A 20,621-nucleotide genomic window follows, 5' to 3' on the forward strand; every position below is an offset into this window, starting at 1 on the left:
TTGTTTTTAAATTTATATCATATGTGATATACTAGTAAGGGAGGATATTTCATGAAACTAAGAATATTCGCGGAAGATAAACCTGCTGAGAAGGTATTTGAATATCAATTAGAACTTGCTGATCAAACAATTCTTCTATCAACAGCACTATTGTCAGGTGCTATTGCACTAGCAGGGCTACTCTCTGCTTTGAATAAAAACTAAAAAATATAGAAAAGAGAAAACAACATGGTTTTACCAAATTTTAAAGAAAATCTAGAAAAATATGCGAAATTATTGGTTGCGAACGGAATTAATGTGCAACCTGGTCACACTTTGGCTCTTTCTATTGATGTGGAGCAACGCGAGTTGGCGCATTTGATTGTGAAAGAAGCTTATGCTTTGGGTGCGCATGAGGTTATCGTTCAGTGGACAGATGATGTCATCAACCGTGAGAAATTCCTCCATGCACCGATGGAGCGTCTGGACAATGTGCCAGAATACAAGATTGCTGAGATGAACTATCTTTTGGAGAACAAAGCTAGCCGTCTTGGAGTTCGTTCATCTGATCCAGGTGCCTTGAACGGTGTGGATGCTGACAAGCTATCAGCTTCTGCTAAAGCTATGGGACTTGCCATGAAGCCAATGCGTATCGCAACTCAATCCAACAAGGTTAGCTGGACGGTAGCAGCTGCTGCTGGACTTGAATGGGCTAAGAAAGTCTTTCCAAATGCTGCGAGTGATGAAGAAGCAGTTGATCTCCTTTGGGACCAAATCTTCAAAACTTGCCGTGTCTACGAAGCAGATCCTGTTAAGGCTTGGGAAGAGCATGCAGCTATCCTCAAGAGCAAGGCCGATATGCTTAATAAAGAGCAATTTTCAGCCCTTCACTACACAGCGCCAGGGACCGATTTGACCCTTGGTTTGCCGAAGAACCACGTTTGGGAATCAGCTGGTGCTATCAATGCACAGGGCGAAGGATTCTTGCCAAATATGCCGACAGAGGAAGTCTTCACAGCGCCTGACTTCCGTCGTGCAGATGGTTATGTCACTTCTACAAAACCGCTTAGCTATAATGGAAATATCATCGAGGGAATTAAAGTAACCTTCAAGGATGGACAAATCGTGGATATTTCAGCTGAGAAGGGTGATCAGGTCATGAAGGATCTCGTCTTTGAAAATGCGGGTGCGCGTGCCTTGGGTGAATGTGCCTTGGTACCAGATCCAAGCCCAATTTCTCAGTCAGGCATTACCTTCTTTAACACCCTTTTCGATGAGAATGCTTCAAACCACTTGGCTATCGGTGCAGCCTATGCGACTAGCGTCGTTGGTGGAGCAGAGATGAGCGAAGAGGAACTTGAAGCTGCAGGGCTTAACCGTTCAGATGTTCACGTGGACTTTATGATTGGGTCTAGTCAAATGGATATCGATGGTATCCGTGAGGATGGGACACGTGTACCACTCTTCCGTAACGGAGATTGGGCAAATTAAGGAGCCGAGATGATAGGAAGTATGTTTGTTGGTCTCCTAGTGGGATTCTTGGCAGGTGCTTTGACCAATCGTGGAGAACGTATGGGTTGCTTTGGAAAAATGTTTCTCGGTTGGATTGGTGCCTTTCTGGGTCACTTGCTCTTTGGAACTTGGGGGCCAGTTTTATCAGGAACAGCTATTATCCCAGCAATTTTAGGTGCCATGATTGTTTTAGCTATTTTTTGGAGACGAGGAAGTTAATTTCCTAAATCTGAAACGAAAAGGAGGTTGGTCATTGTACCAGCCTCCTTTTGAGTGTGATATAATAGTTCTATGAGATTAGATAAATTTTTAGTTGCCTGCGCTGTGGGGAGTCGGACTGAGGTCAAAAACATGCTCAAGGCTGGGCGCGTGACTGTAAATGGTAAAAAAGAAAAATCAGCTAAATTGCAGATTGATGAAAAAATAGATGAGATTCGCTTTGATGGGCAAGTGTTGGAGTATGAAGAGTTTGTCTACTACATGATGAACAAGCCTCAAGGAGTTATTTCAGCGACTGAGGATCCCAAGCACAGAACCGTGTTGGACTTGCTGGATGACTTAGCTCGTACTAAGGAAGTTTTTCCAGTAGGGCGCTTGGATATTGATACGCATGGACTCCTGCTCCTGACCAATGATGGTCAGCTGGCCCATGCTCTTCTTTCGCCCAAGCGTCATGTGGACAAGACGTATCAGGCACAAGTCAAGGGAATCATGACCCAAGAAGATGTGGAGACATTTACTAAGGGTATTCCGCTCAAAGACTTTACCTGTCAGCCTGCTAGACTGGAGCTTATTTCCATAGATACAGAAAAGAATCAAAGCAAAATTCGTGTGACCATTGCAGAAGGGAAGTTCCATCAGGTCAAACGAATGGTGGCCTATTGTGGCAAGGAAGTAGTAGACCTACAGCGTTTGACTATGGGAACTCTGATTTTAGATGAGAACTTACAAAGAGGGGAATGGCGTCGCTTGACCAAGGAAGAGCTAGAAGCTCTCCTTGCTAGTGTTGATTAAGTCAATGTATTTTAGTAAAAAGGTAGGGAGAATATCCCTGTCTTTTATGTTTTTCAGTTGCTTACTTTGTGAAAAGAGTTATAATAGACTGTAGAATAAAAGGAGGAATCTATGAACGCGATTCAAGAATCATTTACTAATAAACTATTTGCCAACTATGAAGCAAATGTAAAATACCAAGCGATTGAAAATGCTGCTAGCCACAACGGAATTTTTGCAGCCCTAGAACGTCGCCAAAGCCATGTAGATAATACACCTGTTTTCTCATTGGATTTGACCAAGGACAAGGTAACCAACCAGAAAGCGTCTGGTCGTTGCTGGATGTTTGCGGCTCTCAACACCTTCCGCCACAAGCTCATCTCACAATACAAACTGGAGAATTTTGAGTTGTCACAGGCTCATACATTCTTCTGGGACAAGTATGAGAAATCCAACTGGTTCTTGGAGCAAGTGATTGCGACTGCAGACCAAGACTTGACAAGCCGTAAGGTTAAATTCCTACTTCAAACACCTCAACAAGACGGTGGACAGTGGGATATGGTGGTCTCTCTTTTTGAGAAATATGGTGTCGTTCCTAAGTCTGTTTATCCTGAGTCAGTTTCATCTAGCAGTAGCCGTGAGCTAAATGCAATCCTTAATAAATTGCTTCGTCAAGATGCTCAAATTTTGCGTGACTTGCTTGCTTCTGGTGCAGACCAAGCGACTGTCCAAGCTAAGAAAGAAGACCTTTTGCAAGAGATTTTTAACTTCCTTGCTATGTCTTTAGGACTTCCACCACGTAAATTTGACTTTGCTTATCGCGATAAGGATAACAACTACCAAAGCGAAAAGGGTATCACGCCACAAGAATTTTACAAGAAATATGTCAATCTTCCTCTAGAAGACTATGTTTCTGTTATCAATGCTCCAACCGCTGACAAGCCTTACGGCCAATCTTACACAGTTGAGATGTTAGGAAATGTGGTTGGTAGCCGTGCGGTTCGTTACATCAACGTACCGATGGAGCGCTTGAAAGAATTGGCGATTGCTCAAATGAAAACAGGAGAAACTGTTTGGTTTGGTTCTGATGTCGGCCAGCTCAGCAACCGCAAAGCTGGAATCCTTGCGACTGATGTTTATGACTTTGAATCAAGCATGGACATTAAACTCACTCAAGACAAGGCTGGACGTTTGGACTACAGCGAAAGCTTGATGACCCACGCTATGGTCTTGACAGGTGTTGATTTGGATGAAAATGGCAAATCAACCAAGTGGAAGGTTGAAAACTCATGGGGAGACAAGGTTGGTACCGATGGTTACTTTGTTGCCTCAGACGCTTGGATGGACGAATACACATATCAAATCGTTGTTCGCAAAGAATTGCTAACAGCAGAAGAACAAGCTGCCTATGAAGCAGAACCAATTGTACTCGCACCATGGGATCCAATGGGTGCCTTGGCCGAATAAAAGTATAGAAAAAAGGAATCAGATTTTAGAACCTGATTCCTTTTAAGTTGCTTGATTACATGATGTGAAGAACATGTGCCACAATACCCACTGCGAAGAGTGCAAGGATAATAGTGATTGGAGATACTTTTTTCTTAAGCAAGTACATGCAAAGGAGAGTAAGGAGTAGTCCTGATAGTCCAGGGATCAACATATCCAAGTTTTGTTGGAAAGTAGTAACTTTTTCAGGTGTTTGAGACAATCCTTGTCCTACTTGTGCGAATGCTTCTTGGATACCTTTAGATCCTTCTGGCAATTTATCCCAATGGATATAAGCCTTTTCATCTAGTTGAACTTTGGCAACATCGAAAGCAAATTTAATATTTACCCAACGTTGAACAAGGACAGCAAGAATGAACATACCAAGGATAGAAGCTCCTTTAGTGATGTCTTGAAGGATACCGCCAGACATATCTTTAGTGATTTCTGATCCAGCCTTGTATCCAATCTCTTGTGTATACCACAAGAATGACATACGAATCAAGTTCCAAAGAACGAAGAAGAGGATTGGACCTAAGATATTACCAGTAAGGGCAAGTGAAGCACCGAGTGATCCAAGGATTGGGCGTACTGTAAACCAGAATACTGGGTCACCGATACCAGCAAGAGGTCCCATCATACCGATTTTAACCCCTTGGATAGCAGCGTCATCAATTTCAACACCGTTAGCACGTTCTTCTTCAAGTGCAAGAGTAACCCCCATGATTGGAGCGGCTACGTATGGGTGAGTGTTGAAGAACTCAAGATGGCGTTCAAGAGCAGCGATTTGATCTTCTTTTTTAGTGTAGAGTTTTTTAAGAGCTGGAATTAATGAGTAAGCCCAACCCAAGTTTTGCATACGTTCATAGTTCCAAGAACCTTGTAAGAAAGTTGAACGCCACCAAACTTTTTTACGATCTGATTTAGTTAATTGAAGTTTTTCAGTCATGATGTTTTCAGTCCTTTCTTATCTTAGTAGTCTTCTAGGATATCGCCGATTGGGTCGTTAGAAGTTGCGGCTCCTCCGCCACCATTTCCACCAGTTTTAGAAAGGTGAAGGTAGATAAGAGCGATAGCAACACCGATAGCACCAAATCCGATTAGAGTAATATCTGACACGGCAGCAAGCACGAAACCGATAGCGAAGAATGGCCATACTTCACGAGTTGCCATCATGTTGATAACCATAGCGTAACCAACGGCAACGACCATACCACCACCGATAGCCATACCATCTTTGAGCCAATCAGGCATAGCATTTAGAATGCTTTGTACTGTTTCAGTTGGTACCATTAGAAGGAGTGCTGCTGGGACTGCAATACGAAGACCTTGAAGAAGAAGTGCGACAAAGTGAGCACGTTCAACTGCTTTGAAGTCACCTTTTTTAGCAGAAGCATCAGCAGTGTGAACCAATCCGACAGAGAGTGTACGGACAATCATAGTCAAGAATAGACCAGCAACTGCAAGAGGGATAGCAACCGCTTGGGCAACACCGATACCTGTCTTAGTAAAGTCGCCACCAAGAACCATGATAATGGCAGCAGCAACAGAAGCAAGAGCAGCGTCAGGAGCTACGGCAGCTCCGATGTTAGCCCAACCAAGGGCGATCATTTGAAGAGAACCACCAAGGATAATCCCTGCTTCAAGGTTACCAGTAACAAGACCGATAAGGGTACAAGCTACGATTGGTTGATGGAATTGGAACTGGTCGAGGATACCTTCAAGACCTGCTAGGAAGGCTACAACGACTACTAAAACCATAGAAATAATAGACATCTTTAAAATCCTTTCATAAAATCGATTATTGCACGTTTGCTTTGTTGATCAAGTCAAACAAATCTTTTTTCGTGTCGTTTGGTACTTTACGTACATCAAATTCAACACCAAGGTCACGCATTTTTTCAAATGTAGCAACGTCTTCTTTATCCATAGACAAAACGTTGTTAACCATTGTTTTACCAGTTGAGTGAGCCATTGATCCAACATTAAGAGTTTTGATTGGCACGCCACCTTCGATAGCACGAAGGGCATCTTGAGGTGTTTCAAACAAGATAAGGGCATGTGTTTCTCCGAAGCGAGGGTCTTTTGCAACGTCGATTAGTTTTTGGATAGGAACAACGTTTGCTTTCACTTTACCTGGAGCTGCTTGTTTAATCAATTCTTTACGTAATTCGTCTTTAGCTACGTTATCTGAAGCAACGATGATACGGTCTGCTTTTGAATCTGGAGTCCAAGCAGTTGCAACCTGACCGTGAAGTAAACGAGTGTCTAGACGGGCAAGGTTGATTTTGAGTTTACCGTCTCCGATGACAGTTCCTTCTGGAATAGCAGCTTGGGCAACTGGAGCAGCTGCAGCGCTTGCTACTTCCTCAACTGGGTTTAACTCTTCTGGAAGAGCTTTGATGCCATCTTTGGCTTCTTTAATGATATTCGCAGCGACTTTTTCTACACCTGCAGCAGCGTCCATGAGGCGCTCTGTGTAGGCTTGAATTAACATCGGTAAGTTCAGTCCTGTGATGATGGCAAACTTACGTTCAGGATTTTCTCCCATCACGCGACTAGCTTGGTTAAATGGAGATCCACTCCAAAGGTCAGCCAAAACTAGAACCTCATCCTCTGCGTCAAATGCAGCAACAGCGTTATTAAACTTAGCGTATAGATCATCAGGACCTTCATTTGGCATAAAGGTTACAACTTGAACCTTTTCTTGTTCACCAAAGATCATAGATCCTGACTGATGAATACCCGCAGCAAATTCGCCGTGGCTCGCAATAATGATTCCGATACTCATTATTGTCATTCCTCCTTTTTTGTTTTAGTTTTCGTTTAAGAAAACTTTAAGACTGTTTAAGTATAAACCGTTTTCATCTAAAAATCAACTATTTATCATAAAATAATTAAAAAGATTACATCTGAAAATGTTGATATATTAAGTTTTTGAGGACCTTTTTTGAATCCTTATTTAAAAATTTAATATAAAAAAGTTGGAAGCGCATTCCAACTTTTAAAATAGGTTTCTATTAGATTAGTGGGTGAAGTCGAGTACCATACGTCCTTGAATTTGACCTTTTTCCATTTCGTCGAAAATGGCTACGGCATCTTCGACTGGACGTTTTTGGACAACTGGGACTACCAAACCTTCTGCACCGAATTGGAAGGCTTCTTCCAAGTCTTTACGAGTTCCAACAAGAGAACCGATAACTTGGATTCCATCTAGAACGGTTTTGACGATGCTGAGTTCCATCATTTCAGAAGGAAGACCAACAGCGACTACGCGACCACCAGCACGAACGGAGTCAACAGCCTGGTTGAAGGCGACTTTAGATACAGCAGTTACGACAGCTGAATGAGCTCCACCATCAGTTTTTTCCTTGATGAGTCCAGGTACATCGTCAACTTCGAGGCCATTAATAACGATATCCGCACCGACTTCTTTAGCAAGGGCAAGTTTGTCGTTGTTGATATCAACTGCGATGACATGAGCATTGAATACTTTTTTAGCATATTGAACAGCTAGGTTACCAAGTCCACCAGCACCGTAAAGAACAACCCATTGGCCTGGTTCAACTTTGGCTTCTTTAATGGCTTTATAGGTTGTTACACCAGCACATGTGATAGAAGAAGCTTGGGCTGGATCAAGTCCATCAGGAACTTTGACAGCATAGTCTGCAGTTACAATACATTGTTCAGCCATACCACCATCTACTGAGTAGCCAGCATTTTTCACTGTACGGCAAAGAGTTTCACGGCCAGTAGTACAGTATTCGCAAGTGCCACATCCTTCAAAGAACCAAGCAACGCTGACGCGGTCACCGACTTTAAGGCTTTTCACATCTGGGGCAATTTCTTTGACGATACCAACACCTTCGTGTCCTAGGACACGTCCTGGTACTTGACCAAAGTCACCATGGGCAACGTGGAGGTCAGTGTGGCAAACACCACAGTATTCAATTTCTACAAGTGCTTCCCCAGTTTCAAGTGGACGGAGTACTTTTTCTTCAACAGCAACACCAGTGCTTTCTGGATTTACAACAACAGCTTTCATAGCTATCCTCCTTGATATTGGCCGAGAACAGGGACAACAGGACTGGATTGATTTTGTGTCAACAGAGTCGAGTGTGACGAGCTCTCTTGTATTTATATGTGAAGTATATCACAAAAGAAAGCCTTTTCCAAGGTTTTGGAGATAAAAAATAGAACAATCGATTAACTGGTTGATGAGACTGTGAAAAGAACACAAAGACCAGCCCGCAAGCTGGTCATACTCTTCGAAAATCAAATTCAAACCACGTCAGCTTCGCCTTGCCGTACCCAAGTACTGCCTACGGCTAGCTTCCTAGTTTGCTCTTTGATTTTCATTGAGTATCAGTATGGACTATAAGAATAAGTCTTGCAGGGTTTTGGCAACCCCGTCTTGGTCATTGGTCAAGGAAATTTGCTCATCTGCATAGGGAAGTAGCTCTGGGTTGGCATTTTTCATTGCATAACCTTTCCCAGCAAAAGCGAGCATTTCGGTATCATTGTGTTCGTCTCCAAAGGCAATCAAATCCTTTTTGTCGCGGTTCATTACCTTGAGCAAGTAGTCCAAAGCAAAGGCCTTGTTGACACCTTTTGGGGTACATTCAAGGATATTGAGCGGACCTCCCCAGGTATTGATAGACAGTTGATGCTGGTAGAAGGCGTTCATTTCTTTTGCCAAGGCATATTTGTCACTGGCTCTGGTCTGTAACAGAATACAGTTAGGATCCTTGGTTACTAACTCTGGCTGAAATTGATCTTCAGGCTGGAAAGCTTCTACCCCAAATAGTTTGGGATTAGCAATTTCTTCATTGGGATTTGTGATATAGAATTTTTTACGGTATTCTCCAGCGATAAAATCGGCTTGAATGTCCTCTGAACGTTGAACCATATCTAGCAGATATTTTTTGTCTACGGTTAAACACTTTTCAAAGCTCCAAACTTGGTCTGGTAAATGAGTGAGGGAGCCGTTGAAGTTAATCATAGGAGTGTCTAAGCCCAGTTCACGGTAAAAATCTTTTGACATACGGTAAGGGCGACCTGTCGTAATAATAACCTGATGGCCTTTTTCAACAACTTTTTTAATGGTTTTTTTGGTAAAGTCAGAAATTTGACTGTCTGAGTTGAGTAGGGTTCCATCCAGGTCAACTGCAATAATTTTTTTCGTCATAGGGACCTTTCTAGTGTCTTTTCAGATAAGATGTCTTCTATTATAACAGAAAGCAGGCAGAAAAGCAGATTCCAAACAAAAAATGAAATTGGATCAATTTCTTAAATAAATCAAACAAAGATATTGAAAAAGTGAATGATAAATGATATAATTCTATTATTGTTCGTAAAAATTAAAAGGAGATTGATAATGGACAAATTATTTAAACTAAAAGAGAACGGTACAGACATTCGTACAGAGGTTCTCGCTGGTTTAACAACTTTCTTTGCAATGAGTTATATTCTCTTTGTAAACCCACAAATTCTTTCGCAAACAGGAATGCCTGCTCAGGGTGTATTCCTCGCAACGATTATCGGTGCAGTTGCTGGTACCCTGATGATGGCCTTCTACGCCAACTTGCCATATGCTCAAGCACCAGGTATGGGACTCAATGCCTTCTTTACCTTTACAGTTGTATTTGGACTCGGTTATTCTTGGCAAGAAGCCCTAGCTATGGTCTTCATCTGTGGAATTATCTCATTGATTATTACCTTGACAAATGTTCGTAAAATGATCATTGAATCGATTCCAAATGCTCTTCGCTCAGCTATTTCAGCTGGTATCGGTGTTTTCCTTGCCTACGTGGGAATTAAGAATGCTGGACTTTTGAAATTTACGATTGATCCAGGCAACTATACTGTTGTAGGAGAAGGGGCAGACAAAGCTCAAGCAACGATTGCAGCAAACTCTTCAGCAGTTCCAGGATTGGTCAGCTTTAATAATCCAGCTGTTTTGGTGGCTCTTGCAGGACTTGCTATTACGATTTTCTTTGTTATCAAAGAAATTAAAGGGGGAATTATCCTCTCTATCTTGACAACAACTATTCTTGCTATCGCAGTTGGTTTGGTAGATTTGTCAAGCATCGATTTTGCTAATAACCATGTTGGTGCAGCCTTTGAAGATTTGAAGACAGTCTTTGGTGCAGCTCTTGGTTCAGAAGGTTTGGGAGCTTTGATTTCAGATACAGCTCGCTTGCCTGAAACTCTGATGGCTATTCTTGCCTTCTCATTGACAGATATTTTTGATACAATTGGTACCTTGATCGGTACAGGTGAAAAAGTTGGTATCGTAGCGACAAATGGTGAAAACCACCAATCAGCTAAGTTGGATAAGGCTCTTTACTCTGACTTGATTGGTACTTCAATTGGTGCCATCGCTGGTACTTCGAACGTAACGACTTATGTCGAGTCTGCTGCTGGTATCGGTGCAGGTGGACGTACTGGTTTGACAGCCTTGGTCGTGGCAATCTGTTTTGCGATCTCAAGCTTCTTTAGCCCACTTCTAGCGATTGTACCAACAGCCGCTACAGCTCCAATCTTGATTATCGTTGGGATTATGATGTTGGCTAGCTTGAAAAATATCCATTGGGATGATATGTCTGAAGCGGTTCCTGCTTTCTTCACATCTATCTTTATGGGATTCAGCTACTCTATCACTCAAGGGATTGCAGTTGGTTTCTTGACTTACACTTTGACTAAGCTTGTTAAAGGTCAAGCTAAAGATGTTCATGTCATGATTTGGATTTTGGATGCCTTGTTTATCCTTAACTACATCAGTATGGCCTTATAATAGGATAACCCAGGGGGATTTTCCCCCTTTTTTAATATAAAGGAGATGGGTGATGAAAGAGAAAAATATGTGGAAAGAATTATTGAATCGTGCAGGTTGGCTGTTAATCTTTTTGCTGGCGACAATTTTATATCAGATTCCTATAGGGGTTACTGCTATTTTAACTTTAAATGCAGTACCACTGTTGCAGTCAGGACTGATAGTTGCTGGTATTTCGATTGTAGTTTTGGCACTATTTATTTTTGGAGCTCGTAAAACGCAATTAGCAAGTTTTAATTTTTCTTTTTTTAGAGCGAAGGATTTGGCACGTTTGGGCTTGAGTTATTTAGTTATTATCGGGTCAAATATACTTGGTTCTATCTTGTTACAACTGTCAAATGAGACGACAACAAGTAACCAGTCTCAGATTAACGATATGGTTCAGAATAGTTCTCTGATTTCCAGTTTCTTCTTACTGGCCTTGCTTGCTCCGATTTGTGAGGAAATCTTGTGCCGTGGGATTATTCCTAAAAAGATTTTCCGAGGAAAAGAGAACTTGGGATTTGTAGTCGGTACGATTGTGTTTGCTTTATTGCATCAACCAAGTAATTTACCTTCTTTATTGATTTATGGAGGTATGTCGATTGTTCTATCTTGGACGGCTTACAAGACCCAACGTTTGGAAATGTCTATCTTACTTCACATGATTGTGAATGGGGTTGCTTTCTGTTTGTTGGCTCTCGTGGTGATTTTGAGTCGGACATTAGGGATATCTGTTTAAGATTTTTGACAATTGCTTACTTGTTTCTACTGGGAAAAAGATGAATGCAATCGTGTCCATCTTTTTCTTTTTATGGTAAAATAGAGAAATAATATGATGAAAAGCCTTGAGGGAGTGAACGATATGTCAAGTAAAGCCAATCATGCAAAGACAGCTATTTGCGGAATTATCAATGTAACCCCAGACTCCTTTTCGGACGGTGGTCAATTTTTTGCTCTTGAGCAAGCACTCCAGCAGGCTCGTAAATTGATAGCAGAAGGGGCTAGTATGCTAGATATCGGCGGAGAATCGACTCGGCCGGGAAGCAGCTATGTTGAGATAGAAGAGGAAATCCAGCGTGTTGTTCCAGTGATTAAAGCGATTCGCAAGGAAAGTGATGTCCTCATCTCTATTGATACTTGGAAGAGTCAGGTAGCAGAGGCTGCTTTGGCTGCTGGTGCCAATCTAGTCAATGATATCACTGGTTTCATGGGTGATGAGAAAATGGCCCATGTGGTTGCTAAGGCTGGTGCGAAAGTAGTCATTATGTTTAATCCAGTCATGGCGCGACCTCAGCATCCTAGCTCGCTCATATTTCCTCATTTTGGATTTAATCAAGCTTTTACAGAGGAAGAGTTAGCTGACTTCGAAAAATTGCCAATCGAAGACTTGATGGAGGCTTTCTTTGACAGAGCCTTAGCGAGAGCAGAGGAAGCTGGGATTGCTCAAGAAAACATCCTGCTGGATCCAGGGATCGGCTTTGGTCTGACCAAGAAAGAAAATTTGCTTCTTTTACGGGACCTGGATAAACTCCATCAGAAGGGCTATCCAATCTTTCTTGGAGTGTCGCGCAAGCGGTTTGTTATCAATATCCTTGAGGAGAATGGCTTTGAAGTCAATCCTGAGACGGAAGTCGGTTTCCGAAATCGGGACACCGCTTCGGCTCAGGTAACCAGTATCGCTGCGAGGCAGGGAGTAGAAGTGGTGCGCGTGCATGATGTAGCTAGTCACAGGATGGCAGTTGAAATTGCCTCCGCTATTCGTCTGGCTGATGAAGCGGAAAATCTAGATTTAAAACAATATAAATAAGATGAAAGAGATTCAAAACAATCAGTGGATTGCCAACTACCGGACGGACCAACCGCATTTTGGCTTGGAACGAATGGTGGAACTATTAGCTTTGCGTGGCAATCCCCATCTCAAACTCAAGGTCATCCATATCGGAGGGACCAATGGCAAGGGTTCGACCATTGCTTTTTTGAAAAATATGCTCGTAAAGCTAGGTCTGAGAGTAGGCGTGTTCAGTTCGCCCTATCTCATTCATTACTCAGACCAGATTAGCATCAACGGGGAATCCATCCCAGAAGCTAGACTAGAAGCCCTCATGGCAGACTATCAGTCGTTGCTGGAAGGGGAATCGGCTGCTAATTTGCAGGGGACAACTGAGTTTGAGATTATCACAGCTTTGGCCTATGACTACTTTGCCTCAGAGCAAGTAGATGTGGCCATCATGGAAGTGGGCATGGGTGGGCTTTTGGATAGTACCAATGTTTGCCAGCCAATTTTAACAGGAATTACGACCATTGGACTGGACCATGTGGCCCTACTTGGTGACACCTTGGAAGCCATAGCAGAGCAGAAAGCTGGTATTATCAAACGAGGAATTCCCTTGGTGACAGGTCGTATCGCTCCAGAAGCCTTGGCTGTGATTGACCGCATTGCGGAAGGGAAAGCTGCGCCGAGACTTGCCTATGGGAAAGATTATCAAGTTAGTCATCAAGAGAGTGTGGTAACGGGTGAAGTCTTTGACTATACTAGTTCTCTCAGACAAGGTCGCTTCCAGACTGGCTTGCTTGGCTTGCACCAGATAGAGAATGCTGGGATGGCCATAGCTTTACTTGATGCTTTTTGTAAAGAAGATGGTCGAGAACTAGCAAGCAATCACTTGCTTGCTCAAGCCTTGGAAGAAACAAGTTGGCCAGGGCGTTTGGAAATCGTGTCAAGGAACCCCTCGATGATCTTGGATGGGGCCCACAATCCCCATGCTATCAAAGCTTTATTAGCAACCTTGCAAGAACGCTTTGCGGATTATCGTAAGGAAATCCTCTTTACTTGTATCAAAACTAAGGCCTTGGAGGATATGTTGGATTTGCTTGGGGCCATGCCAGATACCGAGCTTACTCTAACACATTTTGACGATAGTCGGGCGACTGATGAAAGCGTGCTGAAAGAGGCAGCTAAGTCTAGAAATCTCAGCTACCAAGGTTGGCAGGATTTTCTAGAGCAGAAATTGACAGATAAAAAAGAAGAGAAAAAAACAGTTAGGATTGTCACGGGTTCCTTGTATTTCTTGAGCCAAGTGAGAGCCTATCTGATGGAGAGGAAAAAAGAGAATGGATAAACAAAAGATTGAAGCAGCTGTAAAAATGATTATCGAGGCTGTAGGAGAGGACGCTAACCGCGAAGGCTTGCAGGAAACGCCTGCTCGTGTGGCCCGTATGTACCAAGAGATTTTTTCAGGTCTTGGTCAAACAGCGGAGGAACATTTGTCAAAATCCTTTGAGATTATTGACGATAATATGGTGGTAGAAAAGGATATCTTTTTCCATACCATGTGTGAGCACCACTTCTTGCCATTTTATGGTAGAGCGCACATAGCCTACATTCCAGATGGCCGTGTGGCAGGTTTGTCCAAACTTGCCCGTACGGTGGAAGTTTATTCGAAAAAACCACAAATTCAAGAAAGATTGAATATCGAAGTAGCCGATGCCTTGATGGACTATCTAGGTGCTAAAGGAGCCTTTGTTGTCATTGAAGCAGAACATATGTGTATGAGCATGCGTGGTGTCAGAAAACCAGGCACTGCAACCTTGACGACAGTAGCTCGTGGTCTATTTGAAACAGATAAGGATCTCCGCGACCAAGCTTATCGTTTAATGGGACTATAATACTCTTAAAAAATCAAATTCAAACCACGTCAGCTTCCATCTGCAACCTCAAAACAGTGTTTTGAGCAGCCTGTGGCTAGCTTCCTAGTTTGCTCTTTGATTTTCATTGAGTATAAAAAGAATCCGCTTTGGGCGGATTTTTCTAGAAAGGAATCATTATGGATCAACTGCAGATTAAGGATTTGGAAATTTTTGCTTATCATGGTCTTTTTCCTAGTGAGAAAGAATTGGGGCAGAAGTTTGTTATTTCCGCAATCCTATCCTATGATATGACCAAGGCGGCTACAGACTTGGATTTAACAGCCTCTGTCCATTACGGAGAATTGTGCCAGCAGTGGACGGCATGGTTTCAGGAAACGAGTGAAGATTTAATTGAAACGGTAGCTTATAAACTGGTAGAACGTACTTTTGAGGCTTATCCTCTTGTCCAAGAAATGAAGTTGGAACTGAAAAAACCTTGGGCGCCAGTGCATTTGCCACTAGATACTTGCTCGGTAACCATTCATCGCCGCAAGCAACGAGCCTTTATCGCCCTAGGAAGCAATATGGGAGATAAACAAGCAAACTTGAAACAAGCCATTGAGAAAATGCGAAATCGAGGTATCCATATTCTCAAAGAGTCTAGTATCTTGACGACGGAGCCTTGGGGTGGTGTGGAGCAAGATAGCTTTGCTAATCAAGTGGTTGAGGTTGAAACCTGGTTGCCGGCCCCAGTTCTATTAGAGACCTTGTTAGCCATTGAGTCAGAGATGGGACGGGTGAGAGAAGTACATTGGGGGCCTCGTTTGATTGATTTGGACTTGCTCTTTGTAGAGGACCAGATTCTTTATACAGACGACCTCATCTTGCCTCATCCTTATATAGCGGAACGCCTTTTTGTCCTTGAGTCCTTACAGGAAATTGCGCCTCATTTTATCCATCCGACATTAAAGCAACCGATCCGCAACTTGTATAATGCTTTGAAACAATAGAAAAAACTCTAGTTTTCAGTCGCTTGTAACTGAAGGCTAGAGTTTTTAAAATAGGTCATTTTCTTCTGGGAGGAGGATAGTTTCTCTACCGTCCATATCTAAAACCAGGACTCTCGGGGGATAAAGAGGGTCGAAAGGGTGGTTAAAGTCAAAATCAATGGCTGTAGGGAGATGTTGACTTGAAAAGTGGAAGGTAATTTTTCCTTGGTTATTAAGCAATTGAAACTCGAGTTCCTCCTCCAATTCAAAGACATTTTTTAAGAAGTGGTCGATGATGTACCAAAAAGAGTCAATAACATCATCAGGCAAGCTGGTAACAATGCCAAAACTAGCTGACCGCATATGGGTATTGGTAAAAGCCATATTTCTTCCCCCTTTCTTTTCCCTTATCATACAGCAAATAGGATTAAAAATCAAGAAAAGGCGATTTTTTCTTCATAAACATAGCTTCCTATGAAATTTTTTCAAATAATCTTCAAAAAACGCTTGAAAGTGTTTACAAATAGTGATAAAATGGAATAAGTAGAATCATGAAAACGAAATTTTCATACCGTCTCTTTTTTTGGAGTCTCGTGAGGTATGATATAGAAAGGAAATGGAATGAATACAGACGATACAGTAACGATTTATGATGTCGCCCGTGAAGCAGGAGTTTCAATGGCGACAGTTAGCCGTGTAGTCAATGGCAACAAGAATGTAAAAGAGAATACTCGAAAAAAAGTGCTTGAGGTGATTGACCGTTTGGATTACCGTCCAAATGCAGTAGCGCGTGGTCTTGCAAGTAAAAAGACAACCACTGTCGGAGTTGTGATTCCCAATATTACCAATGGCTATTTCTCAACGCTTGCTAAAGGGATTGATGATATCGCTGAAATGTACAAGTATAACATCGTCCTTGCCAATAGTGATGAGGATGATGACAAGGAAGTTTCGGTTGTCAATACATTGTTTTCTAAGCAAGTGGATGGTATCATTTTTATGGGTTACCACTTGACTGAAAAAATTCGTTCAGAGTTTTCTCGCTCTCGAACACCAGTTGTTCTTGCAGGGACAGTGGATGTAGAACATCAGCTTCCAAGTGTCAATATTGACTACAAACAAGCTACGATTGATGCAGTGACCTACCTTGCTAAAGAAAATGAGCGTATTGCTTTTGTCAGCGGTCCACTAGTGGATGATATCAATGGGAAGGTTCGTTTGGTTGGCTACAAGGAAGCCTTGAAAAAAGCAGGGATTTCTTATAGCGAAGGATTGGTATTTGAGTCTAAATACACTTATGAAGATGGCTATGCCTTGGCAGAACGCTTGATTTCATCAAATGCAACTGCAGCAGTTGTAACAGGTGATGAATTGGCAGCAGGTGTCTTGAATGGTTTGGCGGATCACGGTGTGTCTGTGCCAGAAGAGTTTGAGATTATTACTAGTGATGATTCACAAATCTCACGCTTCACCCGTCCAAACTTGACAACTATTGCTCAACCTCTTTATGACCTTGGTGCCATTAGTATGCGTATGTTGACTAAGATTATGCATAAGGAAGAGTTGGAAGAACGTGAAGTTCTCTTACCTCATGGTTTGACAGAACGTCGCTCAACACGAAAACGTAAATAGAAAAAATCAGGGAATCGTGAAGATTTCCTGATTTTGCTTTCTGGAGAAGAGACTTACCCTTCCATATAGTCTTTCAAAGCTTGCCCTGTTAGTCCGGCATTGAGTGCGATGAGGAGTTTCAAACGGGCTTTTTGGGCGTTGAGTTCTTTAACAAAGAAAACGCCTGCTTTTTGCAACTGTACGCCTCCACCCTGGTAGGCATAAACAGGCTCGGCAATACCGTTAAAGCATCGTGATACCAGAGCGACTGGGATTCCTTTTTGTAGAAGGCTTTCTAACTTTTCAGCCGTTTCTTTGGGAATATTACCAGCTCCGAAGGCTTGGATAATCAAGCCGTCCAATTGTTCCAAATCCAGCATATCAATCAGCTCATCTGTCATACCAGCATAAGCAGAGATGATAGGGACTAATCCTTGTATGCGATCAAGGTCAAAGCGGACACGAGGCTCAGCTGTTTTAAAGTAGAGGATTTCCCGCTTCGTAATCAGACCAAGTGGCCCATGTGTTGGGGTCTGGAAGGTGCCGACGTTGGTCGTATGCGTTTTGGTAACATACTTAGCAGCATGGATTTCATCGTTCATAACGACCAAAACCCCTTTGTCAGCAGCCCTATCATCACTAGCAACTCGTAAAGCACTCAGATAATTATAAACACCGTCGCTGCCGAGTTCGTTGGAGCTGCGCATGGCCCCTGTTAGAACGATAGGCATATGGGGAACTTCCATGGTATCAAGGAAATAGGCTGTTTCCTCTAAAGTATCGGTCCCGTGTGTGATCACCACTCCATCGTAGTTAGCAGCTTCCTCTTTAATTTTTTGGTAGAGGGCTAGCATATGCTTGGGTTTGATATGAGGGCTTGGCAGGTTAAAAAAGTCCAAGGCGTGGACTTGGATTCCTTCGAGAGGATTGGATACATGGTTCATGGGATTATCAGAACTCGTCACAACAACGCCAGAAGCATCGGCCTGCATGGAAATAGTTCCGCCCGTATGTAAAACAAGGATTTTCTTAGGCATGATTTACTCACTCTTTCTGAAATGTGGTATAATCATTGTATCACAAAAGGGGAGATTGGGATAGGATGGAAGTCAAAGCTGTTTTTTTTGATATCGATGGAACCTTGGTTAACGATCGTAAGAGTGTTTTGAAATCCACTAAGGACGCGATTAAGATCGTCAAAGAACAAGGGGTACTGGTTGGCGTAGCAACGGGGCGAGGACCTTTTTTTGTTAAGGAATTGATGGACGATTTGGATTTGGACTTTGCGGTAACCTATAATGGCCAGTATATCTTTAATAAAGAAAGAGTCTTGTTCACGAGCCCGATTTCCAAGTTACACTTGCGCCATCTCATTACTTATGCTAAAAAAGAGGGCAAGGAGATTGCCCTAGGGACCAAGGATGCCATGTTGGGTTCCAAAATCATGTCCTTTGGTCTGGGTTCTTTTTCCCAACGAATCAGTCGCTTCGTTCCCTCAGTTTTAACTCGAACAGTGAGTCATTCCTTTAATCGTATGGTCAGCAAGGTTGTTCCCCAAAAGGAAGAAGACCTGCTTCACCTGATGAATCAGCCCATTTATCAAGTCCTAATGCTGATGACGCCAGAAGAATCTGAGAAGGCGGCGGCAGATTTTGAAGATTTGAAATTGACACGTAGCAATCCTTTTGCAGCGGATGTCATCAATCAAGGCAACTCCAAATTAGAAGGCATACGCCGAGTTGGGAAAGAATATGGCTTTGACCTCAACCAAGTCATGGCCTTTGGTGACTCAGATAACGACCTAGAAATGCTGGCTGGTGTCGGTATGTCCGTTGCTATGGGAAATGGTAGTAGCAGTGTCAAAGAAGTCGCCAAACATATCACCACCAGCAATCAGCAAGACGGCATTCACAAGGCTCTGGAACATTTTGGTGTTTTGGCTTCAGAAAAAGTTTTTGTCAGCCGTGACTATCATTTCAATAAGGTCAAGACCTTCCACCACATGATGGATGAACGAACTCAAGAAGAACCTCGAGCTTGGGATTTAGAAGGTGCAACCCACAGGGCTAGCTTTAAAATAGAAGAATTGGTGGAATTTGTTCGAGCTGCCAGCCCTTCTGAAGAGGACTTTGGTCAAGCTGTATCGCAACTTCATCAAGCTCTTGATAAGGCGGTAGATAAAGTAGCTAAGAAGACGCCTGCTCAGCAAGATTTGATAGGTCAGGTAGATGCTCTGATTGACACGCTTTACTTTACCTACGGTAGTTTTGTCTTGATGGGAGTGGACCCAGAACGTATTTTTGATATTGTTCATCAGGCCAATATGGGGAAAATTTTCCCAGATGGCAAGGCTCATTTTGATCCAGTGACCCATAAAATCTTAAAACCAGATGATTGGGAAGAAAAATATGCTCCAGAACCTGCTATTAAAAAGGAACTGCAGCGCCAACTCAAGGCTTATGAACGCCATAAAGAGAGAAATAATACTCAATGAAAATCAAAGAGCAAACTAGGAAACTAGCCGCAGGCTGTACTTGAGTACGGCAAGGCGACGTTGACGTGGTTTGAATTTGATTTTCGAAGAGTATAAATAGTAAACAAAAAGGAGCGCTGAGCTCCTTTTCTTTGTGATTATAAGGTTTTTTCTTGTTCTCTCACAACCAGCAAATCGACTTTAGCATGGCGGAGAATGTATTCAGATGAAGAACCGACCAAGAGGCGTTCAAAGGCGTTGAGACCAGTTGCACCAACGAGGATGAGGTCTACTTCCTCTGCATCTGGAATAGTACGTGCTAGTAGGGTCTTTGGATTTCCCATTTCAATGACGATATGAACATCTGCCACTCCAGCATCTTTAGCACGTTTTTCGTACTCTTTCATCAGACTTTCAGCGTCGACTTGGAGTTCTTCGTAAACTTCAGCATCAAAGGTGGATACGCTTTGGAGTGCGCGTGTGTCAATGACATGTGCGATGGTGAGTTTAGCGTCGTTTCGTAGAGCAGAATGAACTCCCTTGACAAAAGCCAAGTCCGCTTCCTTAGAACCATCGATTGCGACCATAATATTTTGGTAACGTTGTGCCATAATGAAACCTCCTGAAATTTTCTTACTATAATTGTAAACCTTTTCACTATAGAAGTAAAGCAAAAAAAGTATTTTTTAAAAGAATATTAGCGCTTAAAATCTATATAAATATATGATAAAATAAAAGAAAGGATAGCAGGAAAGAAGTGAAGGGAGGGAGAATGATGAAGCACTCTTTTCAAGAAACAAAAAATTCAAATTTCCTTTATTGTGGAATCATCCTAGTTTCAGTCTTGCTAGAAGTTATCATGGTCTGGCAATTAGAGAGTCTGGTACCGTTTCTTTATCCAGGTTTTATCGGATTTTTAGTCTTTCATGTACTCTACCATTTGGTATTATTCCTAGTTGCTAAACGAAGTGGGCGTTGGGATTACTTGATGATATGGGGACTTTTCCTCATGTTCAATCTTCTTTATGACTCCTTTTTAGGCTTGCTTTTTCTAGGTTTATCTTTTGGTATGTGATGTGACTTTCGCAAAATACCTGCTATCTCCCCTGTCTTGACCTCGCTTTTAGCGAGGCTT

22 protein-coding genes are annotated in these 20,621 nt (G+C 42.4%); 14 read left to right on the forward strand and 8 right to left on the reverse strand.

Features of this window, described 5'->3' with window-relative positions:
- Positions 1–51: 51 nt before the first annotated feature.
- From B7700_RS04625 to pepC, 5 genes are all read left to right on the forward strand, one after another.
- Complete coding sequence (locus B7700_RS04625; protein ID WP_045616521.1) at positions 52–204, forward strand: hypothetical protein; 153 nt, start codon at positions 52–54, stop codon at positions 202–204.
- 24 nt (positions 205–228) lie between these two features.
- Positions 229–1,470, forward strand: a complete 1,242-nt coding sequence (locus tag B7700_RS04630) for an aminopeptidase (protein ID WP_084887424.1) — start codon at positions 229–231, stop codon at positions 1,468–1,470.
- Positions 1,471–1,479: 9 nt separating this feature from the next.
- Positions 1,480–1,710, forward strand: a complete 231-nt coding sequence (locus B7700_RS04635) for a GlsB/YeaQ/YmgE family stress response membrane protein (RefSeq protein WP_070480143.1) — start codon at positions 1,480–1,482, stop codon at positions 1,708–1,710.
- A gap of 72 nt (positions 1,711–1,782) precedes the next feature.
- Entirely contained in the window at positions 1,783–2,505 is a 723-nt protein-coding gene (locus tag B7700_RS04640; RefSeq protein WP_084887426.1) for a pseudouridine synthase, read from the forward strand.
- 111 nt (positions 2,506–2,616) lie between these two features.
- Positions 2,617–3,951: an aminopeptidase C gene (pepC, locus tag B7700_RS04650; protein ID WP_084887428.1), complete on the forward strand. Its 1,335-nt coding sequence runs from the start codon at positions 2,617–2,619 to the stop codon at positions 3,949–3,951.
- A gap of 55 nt (positions 3,952–4,006) precedes the next feature.
- Here pepC and B7700_RS04655 read toward each other — a convergent pair whose 3' ends face one another.
- From B7700_RS04655 to B7700_RS04675, 5 genes are all read right to left on the reverse strand, one after another.
- Positions 4,007–4,918 (reverse strand): PTS system mannose/fructose/sorbose family transporter subunit IID, encoded by a 912-nt coding sequence (locus B7700_RS04655; RefSeq protein WP_000136864.1) that lies wholly within the window; start codon positions 4,916–4,918, stop codon positions 4,007–4,009.
- Positions 4,919–4,941: 23 nt separating this feature from the next.
- Positions 4,942–5,745 (reverse strand): PTS mannose/fructose/sorbose transporter subunit IIC, encoded by an 804-nt coding sequence (locus B7700_RS04660; RefSeq protein WP_000022716.1) that lies wholly within the window; start codon positions 5,743–5,745, stop codon positions 4,942–4,944.
- Between the two features lie 25 nt (positions 5,746–5,770).
- Positions 5,771–6,760, reverse strand: coding sequence for a PTS sugar transporter subunit IIB (locus B7700_RS04665; RefSeq protein ID WP_000021970.1), 990 nt, complete (start codon positions 6,758–6,760; stop codon positions 5,771–5,773).
- Between the two features lie 234 nt (positions 6,761–6,994).
- Positions 6,995–8,014 (reverse strand): alcohol dehydrogenase AdhP, encoded by a 1,020-nt coding sequence (gene adhP / locus B7700_RS04670; protein WP_000649182.1) that lies wholly within the window; start codon positions 8,012–8,014, stop codon positions 6,995–6,997.
- A gap of 330 nt (positions 8,015–8,344) precedes the next feature.
- On the reverse strand, positions 8,345–9,157 hold the full coding sequence (locus B7700_RS04675; RefSeq protein ID WP_084887430.1) for a Cof-type HAD-IIB family hydrolase: 813 nt from the start codon (positions 9,155–9,157) through the stop codon (positions 8,345–8,347).
- 189 nt (positions 9,158–9,346) lie between these two features.
- Here B7700_RS04675 and B7700_RS04680 point away from each other — a divergent pair, with 189 nt between their 5' ends.
- The 6 genes from B7700_RS04680 to folK all read left to right on the forward strand — a co-directional run bounded on the left by B7700_RS04680 (position 9,347) and on the right by folK (position 15,423).
- Positions 9,347–10,765, forward strand: a complete 1,419-nt coding sequence (locus tag B7700_RS04680; RefSeq protein ID WP_084887432.1) for an NCS2 family permease — start codon at positions 9,347–9,349, stop codon at positions 10,763–10,765.
- Positions 10,766–10,817: 52 nt separating this feature from the next.
- Positions 10,818–11,525: a CPBP family intramembrane glutamic endopeptidase gene (locus B7700_RS04685; RefSeq protein WP_049499884.1), complete on the forward strand. Its 708-nt coding sequence runs from the start codon at positions 10,818–10,820 to the stop codon at positions 11,523–11,525.
- 93 nt (positions 11,526–11,618) lie between these two features.
- Positions 11,619–12,593 carry a dihydropteroate synthase gene (gene folP / locus B7700_RS04690; RefSeq protein WP_192855658.1) on the forward strand — a complete coding sequence of 325 codons (975 nt, stop codon included), beginning with the start codon at positions 11,619–11,621 and terminating at the stop codon, positions 12,591–12,593.
- Between the two features lies 1 nt (position 12,594).
- Entirely contained in the window at positions 12,595–13,905 is a 1,311-nt protein-coding gene (locus B7700_RS04695; protein ID WP_049543680.1) for a bifunctional folylpolyglutamate synthase/dihydrofolate synthase, read from the forward strand.
- Positions 13,898–14,452, forward strand: a complete 555-nt coding sequence (folE, locus tag B7700_RS04700; protein WP_078237932.1) for a GTP cyclohydrolase I FolE — start codon at positions 13,898–13,900, stop codon at positions 14,450–14,452. Before B7700_RS04695 ends, folE begins: the two co-directional genes overlap by 8 nt.
- 158 nt (positions 14,453–14,610) lie before the next feature.
- A complete protein-coding gene (gene folK / locus B7700_RS04710) occupies positions 14,611–15,423 on the forward strand; it encodes a 2-amino-4-hydroxy-6-hydroxymethyldihydropteridine diphosphokinase (protein WP_084887434.1) in 813 nt (270 codons plus the stop codon).
- A gap of 45 nt (positions 15,424–15,468) precedes the next feature.
- Here folK and B7700_RS04715 read toward each other — a convergent pair whose 3' ends face one another.
- A complete protein-coding gene (locus tag B7700_RS04715; RefSeq protein WP_000886035.1) occupies positions 15,469–15,786 on the reverse strand; it encodes a DUF960 domain-containing protein in 318 nt (105 codons plus the stop codon).
- A 237-nt stretch (positions 15,787–16,023) separates the two neighbouring features.
- Here B7700_RS04715 and ccpA point away from each other — a divergent pair, with 237 nt between their 5' ends.
- Positions 16,024–17,034 (forward strand): catabolite control protein A, encoded by a 1,011-nt coding sequence (ccpA, locus tag B7700_RS04720; RefSeq protein WP_020900851.1) that lies wholly within the window; start codon positions 16,024–16,026, stop codon positions 17,032–17,034.
- A 53-nt stretch (positions 17,035–17,087) separates the two neighbouring features.
- Here ccpA and B7700_RS04725 read toward each other — a convergent pair whose 3' ends face one another.
- The gene (locus tag B7700_RS04725; RefSeq protein ID WP_084887436.1) at positions 17,088–18,050 is read right to left on the reverse strand and encodes an asparaginase; all 963 of its coding nucleotides are present in this window, start codon (positions 18,048–18,050) and stop codon (positions 17,088–17,090) included.
- Positions 18,051–18,115: 65 nt separating this feature from the next.
- Here B7700_RS04725 and B7700_RS04730 point away from each other — a divergent pair, with 65 nt between their 5' ends.
- Positions 18,116–19,507, forward strand: coding sequence for a Cof-type HAD-IIB family hydrolase (locus B7700_RS04730; RefSeq protein ID WP_084887438.1), 1,392 nt, complete (start codon positions 18,116–18,118; stop codon positions 19,505–19,507).
- Positions 19,508–19,644: 137 nt separating this feature from the next.
- On the opposite strand, the gene B7700_RS04740 is transcribed toward B7700_RS04730, so the two are convergent.
- Positions 19,645–20,097, reverse strand: coding sequence for a universal stress protein (locus B7700_RS04740; RefSeq protein WP_000079148.1), 453 nt, complete (start codon positions 20,095–20,097; stop codon positions 19,645–19,647).
- Between the two features lie 161 nt (positions 20,098–20,258).
- Between B7700_RS04740 and B7700_RS04745 the strand changes: the two genes are divergently transcribed.
- Positions 20,259–20,561 carry a hypothetical protein gene (locus B7700_RS04745; RefSeq protein ID WP_192855659.1) on the forward strand — a complete coding sequence of 101 codons (303 nt, stop codon included), beginning with the start codon at positions 20,259–20,261 and terminating at the stop codon, positions 20,559–20,561.
- The last annotated feature ends 60 nt before the right edge of the window (positions 20,562–20,621 follow it).

This window comes from Streptococcus mitis (assembly GCF_002096755.1).
Taxonomy (GTDB): Bacteria; Bacillota; Bacilli; order Lactobacillales; family Streptococcaceae; genus Streptococcus; species Streptococcus mitis_AC.

Excerpts from the sequence above, each read along its gene's own strand:
- B7700_RS04680 (WP_084887432.1), top strand. The coding sequence starts at position 9,347 with ATGGACAAATTATTTAAACTAAAAGAGAACGGTACAGACATTCGTACA.
- B7700_RS04675 (WP_084887430.1), bottom strand. The coding sequence starts at position 9,157 with ATGACGAAAAAAATTATTGCAGTTGACCTGGATGGAACCCTACTCAAC.
- pepC (WP_084887428.1), top strand. The coding sequence starts at position 2,617 with ATGAACGCGATTCAAGAATCATTTACTAATAAACTATTTGCCAACTAT.
- B7700_RS04640 (WP_084887426.1), top strand. The coding sequence starts at position 1,783 with ATGAGATTAGATAAATTTTTAGTTGCCTGCGCTGTGGGGAGTCGGACT.
- folP (WP_192855658.1), top strand. The coding sequence starts at position 11,619 with ATGATGAAAAGCCTTGAGGGAGTGAACGATATGTCAAGTAAAGCCAAT.
- B7700_RS04725 (WP_084887436.1), bottom strand. The coding sequence starts at position 18,050 with ATGCCTAAGAAAATCCTTGTTTTACATACGGGCGGAACTATTTCCATG.
- B7700_RS04630 (WP_084887424.1), top strand. The coding sequence starts at position 229 with ATGGTTTTACCAAATTTTAAAGAAAATCTAGAAAAATATGCGAAATTA.
- folE (WP_078237932.1), top strand. The coding sequence starts at position 13,898 with ATGGATAAACAAAAGATTGAAGCAGCTGTAAAAATGATTATCGAGGCT.
- B7700_RS04685 (WP_049499884.1), top strand. The coding sequence starts at position 10,818 with ATGAAAGAGAAAAATATGTGGAAAGAATTATTGAATCGTGCAGGTTGG.
- B7700_RS04715 (WP_000886035.1), bottom strand. The coding sequence starts at position 15,786 with ATGGCTTTTACCAATACCCATATGCGGTCAGCTAGTTTTGGCATTGTT.
- B7700_RS04695 (WP_049543680.1), top strand. The coding sequence starts at position 12,595 with ATGAAAGAGATTCAAAACAATCAGTGGATTGCCAACTACCGGACGGAC.
- B7700_RS04625 (WP_045616521.1), top strand. The coding sequence starts at position 52 with ATGAAACTAAGAATATTCGCGGAAGATAAACCTGCTGAGAAGGTATTT.
- B7700_RS04745 (WP_192855659.1), top strand. The coding sequence starts at position 20,259 with ATGATGAAGCACTCTTTTCAAGAAACAAAAAATTCAAATTTCCTTTAT.
- folK (WP_084887434.1), top strand. The coding sequence starts at position 14,611 with ATGGATCAACTGCAGATTAAGGATTTGGAAATTTTTGCTTATCATGGT.
- B7700_RS04665 (WP_000021970.1), bottom strand. The coding sequence starts at position 6,760 with ATGAGTATCGGAATCATTATTGCGAGCCACGGCGAATTTGCTGCGGGT.
- ccpA (WP_020900851.1), top strand. The coding sequence starts at position 16,024 with ATGAATACAGACGATACAGTAACGATTTATGATGTCGCCCGTGAAGCA.
- B7700_RS04655 (WP_000136864.1), bottom strand. The coding sequence starts at position 4,918 with ATGACTGAAAAACTTCAATTAACTAAATCAGATCGTAAAAAAGTTTGG.
- B7700_RS04635 (WP_070480143.1), top strand. The coding sequence starts at position 1,480 with ATGATAGGAAGTATGTTTGTTGGTCTCCTAGTGGGATTCTTGGCAGGT.
- B7700_RS04740 (WP_000079148.1), bottom strand. The coding sequence starts at position 20,097 with ATGGCACAACGTTACCAAAATATTATGGTCGCAATCGATGGTTCTAAG.
- B7700_RS04660 (WP_000022716.1), bottom strand. The coding sequence starts at position 5,745 with ATGTCTATTATTTCTATGGTTTTAGTAGTCGTTGTAGCCTTCCTAGCA.
- adhP (WP_000649182.1), bottom strand. The coding sequence starts at position 8,014 with ATGAAAGCTGTTGTTGTAAATCCAGAAAGCACTGGTGTTGCTGTTGAA.
- B7700_RS04730 (WP_084887438.1), top strand. The coding sequence starts at position 18,116 with ATGGAAGTCAAAGCTGTTTTTTTTGATATCGATGGAACCTTGGTTAAC.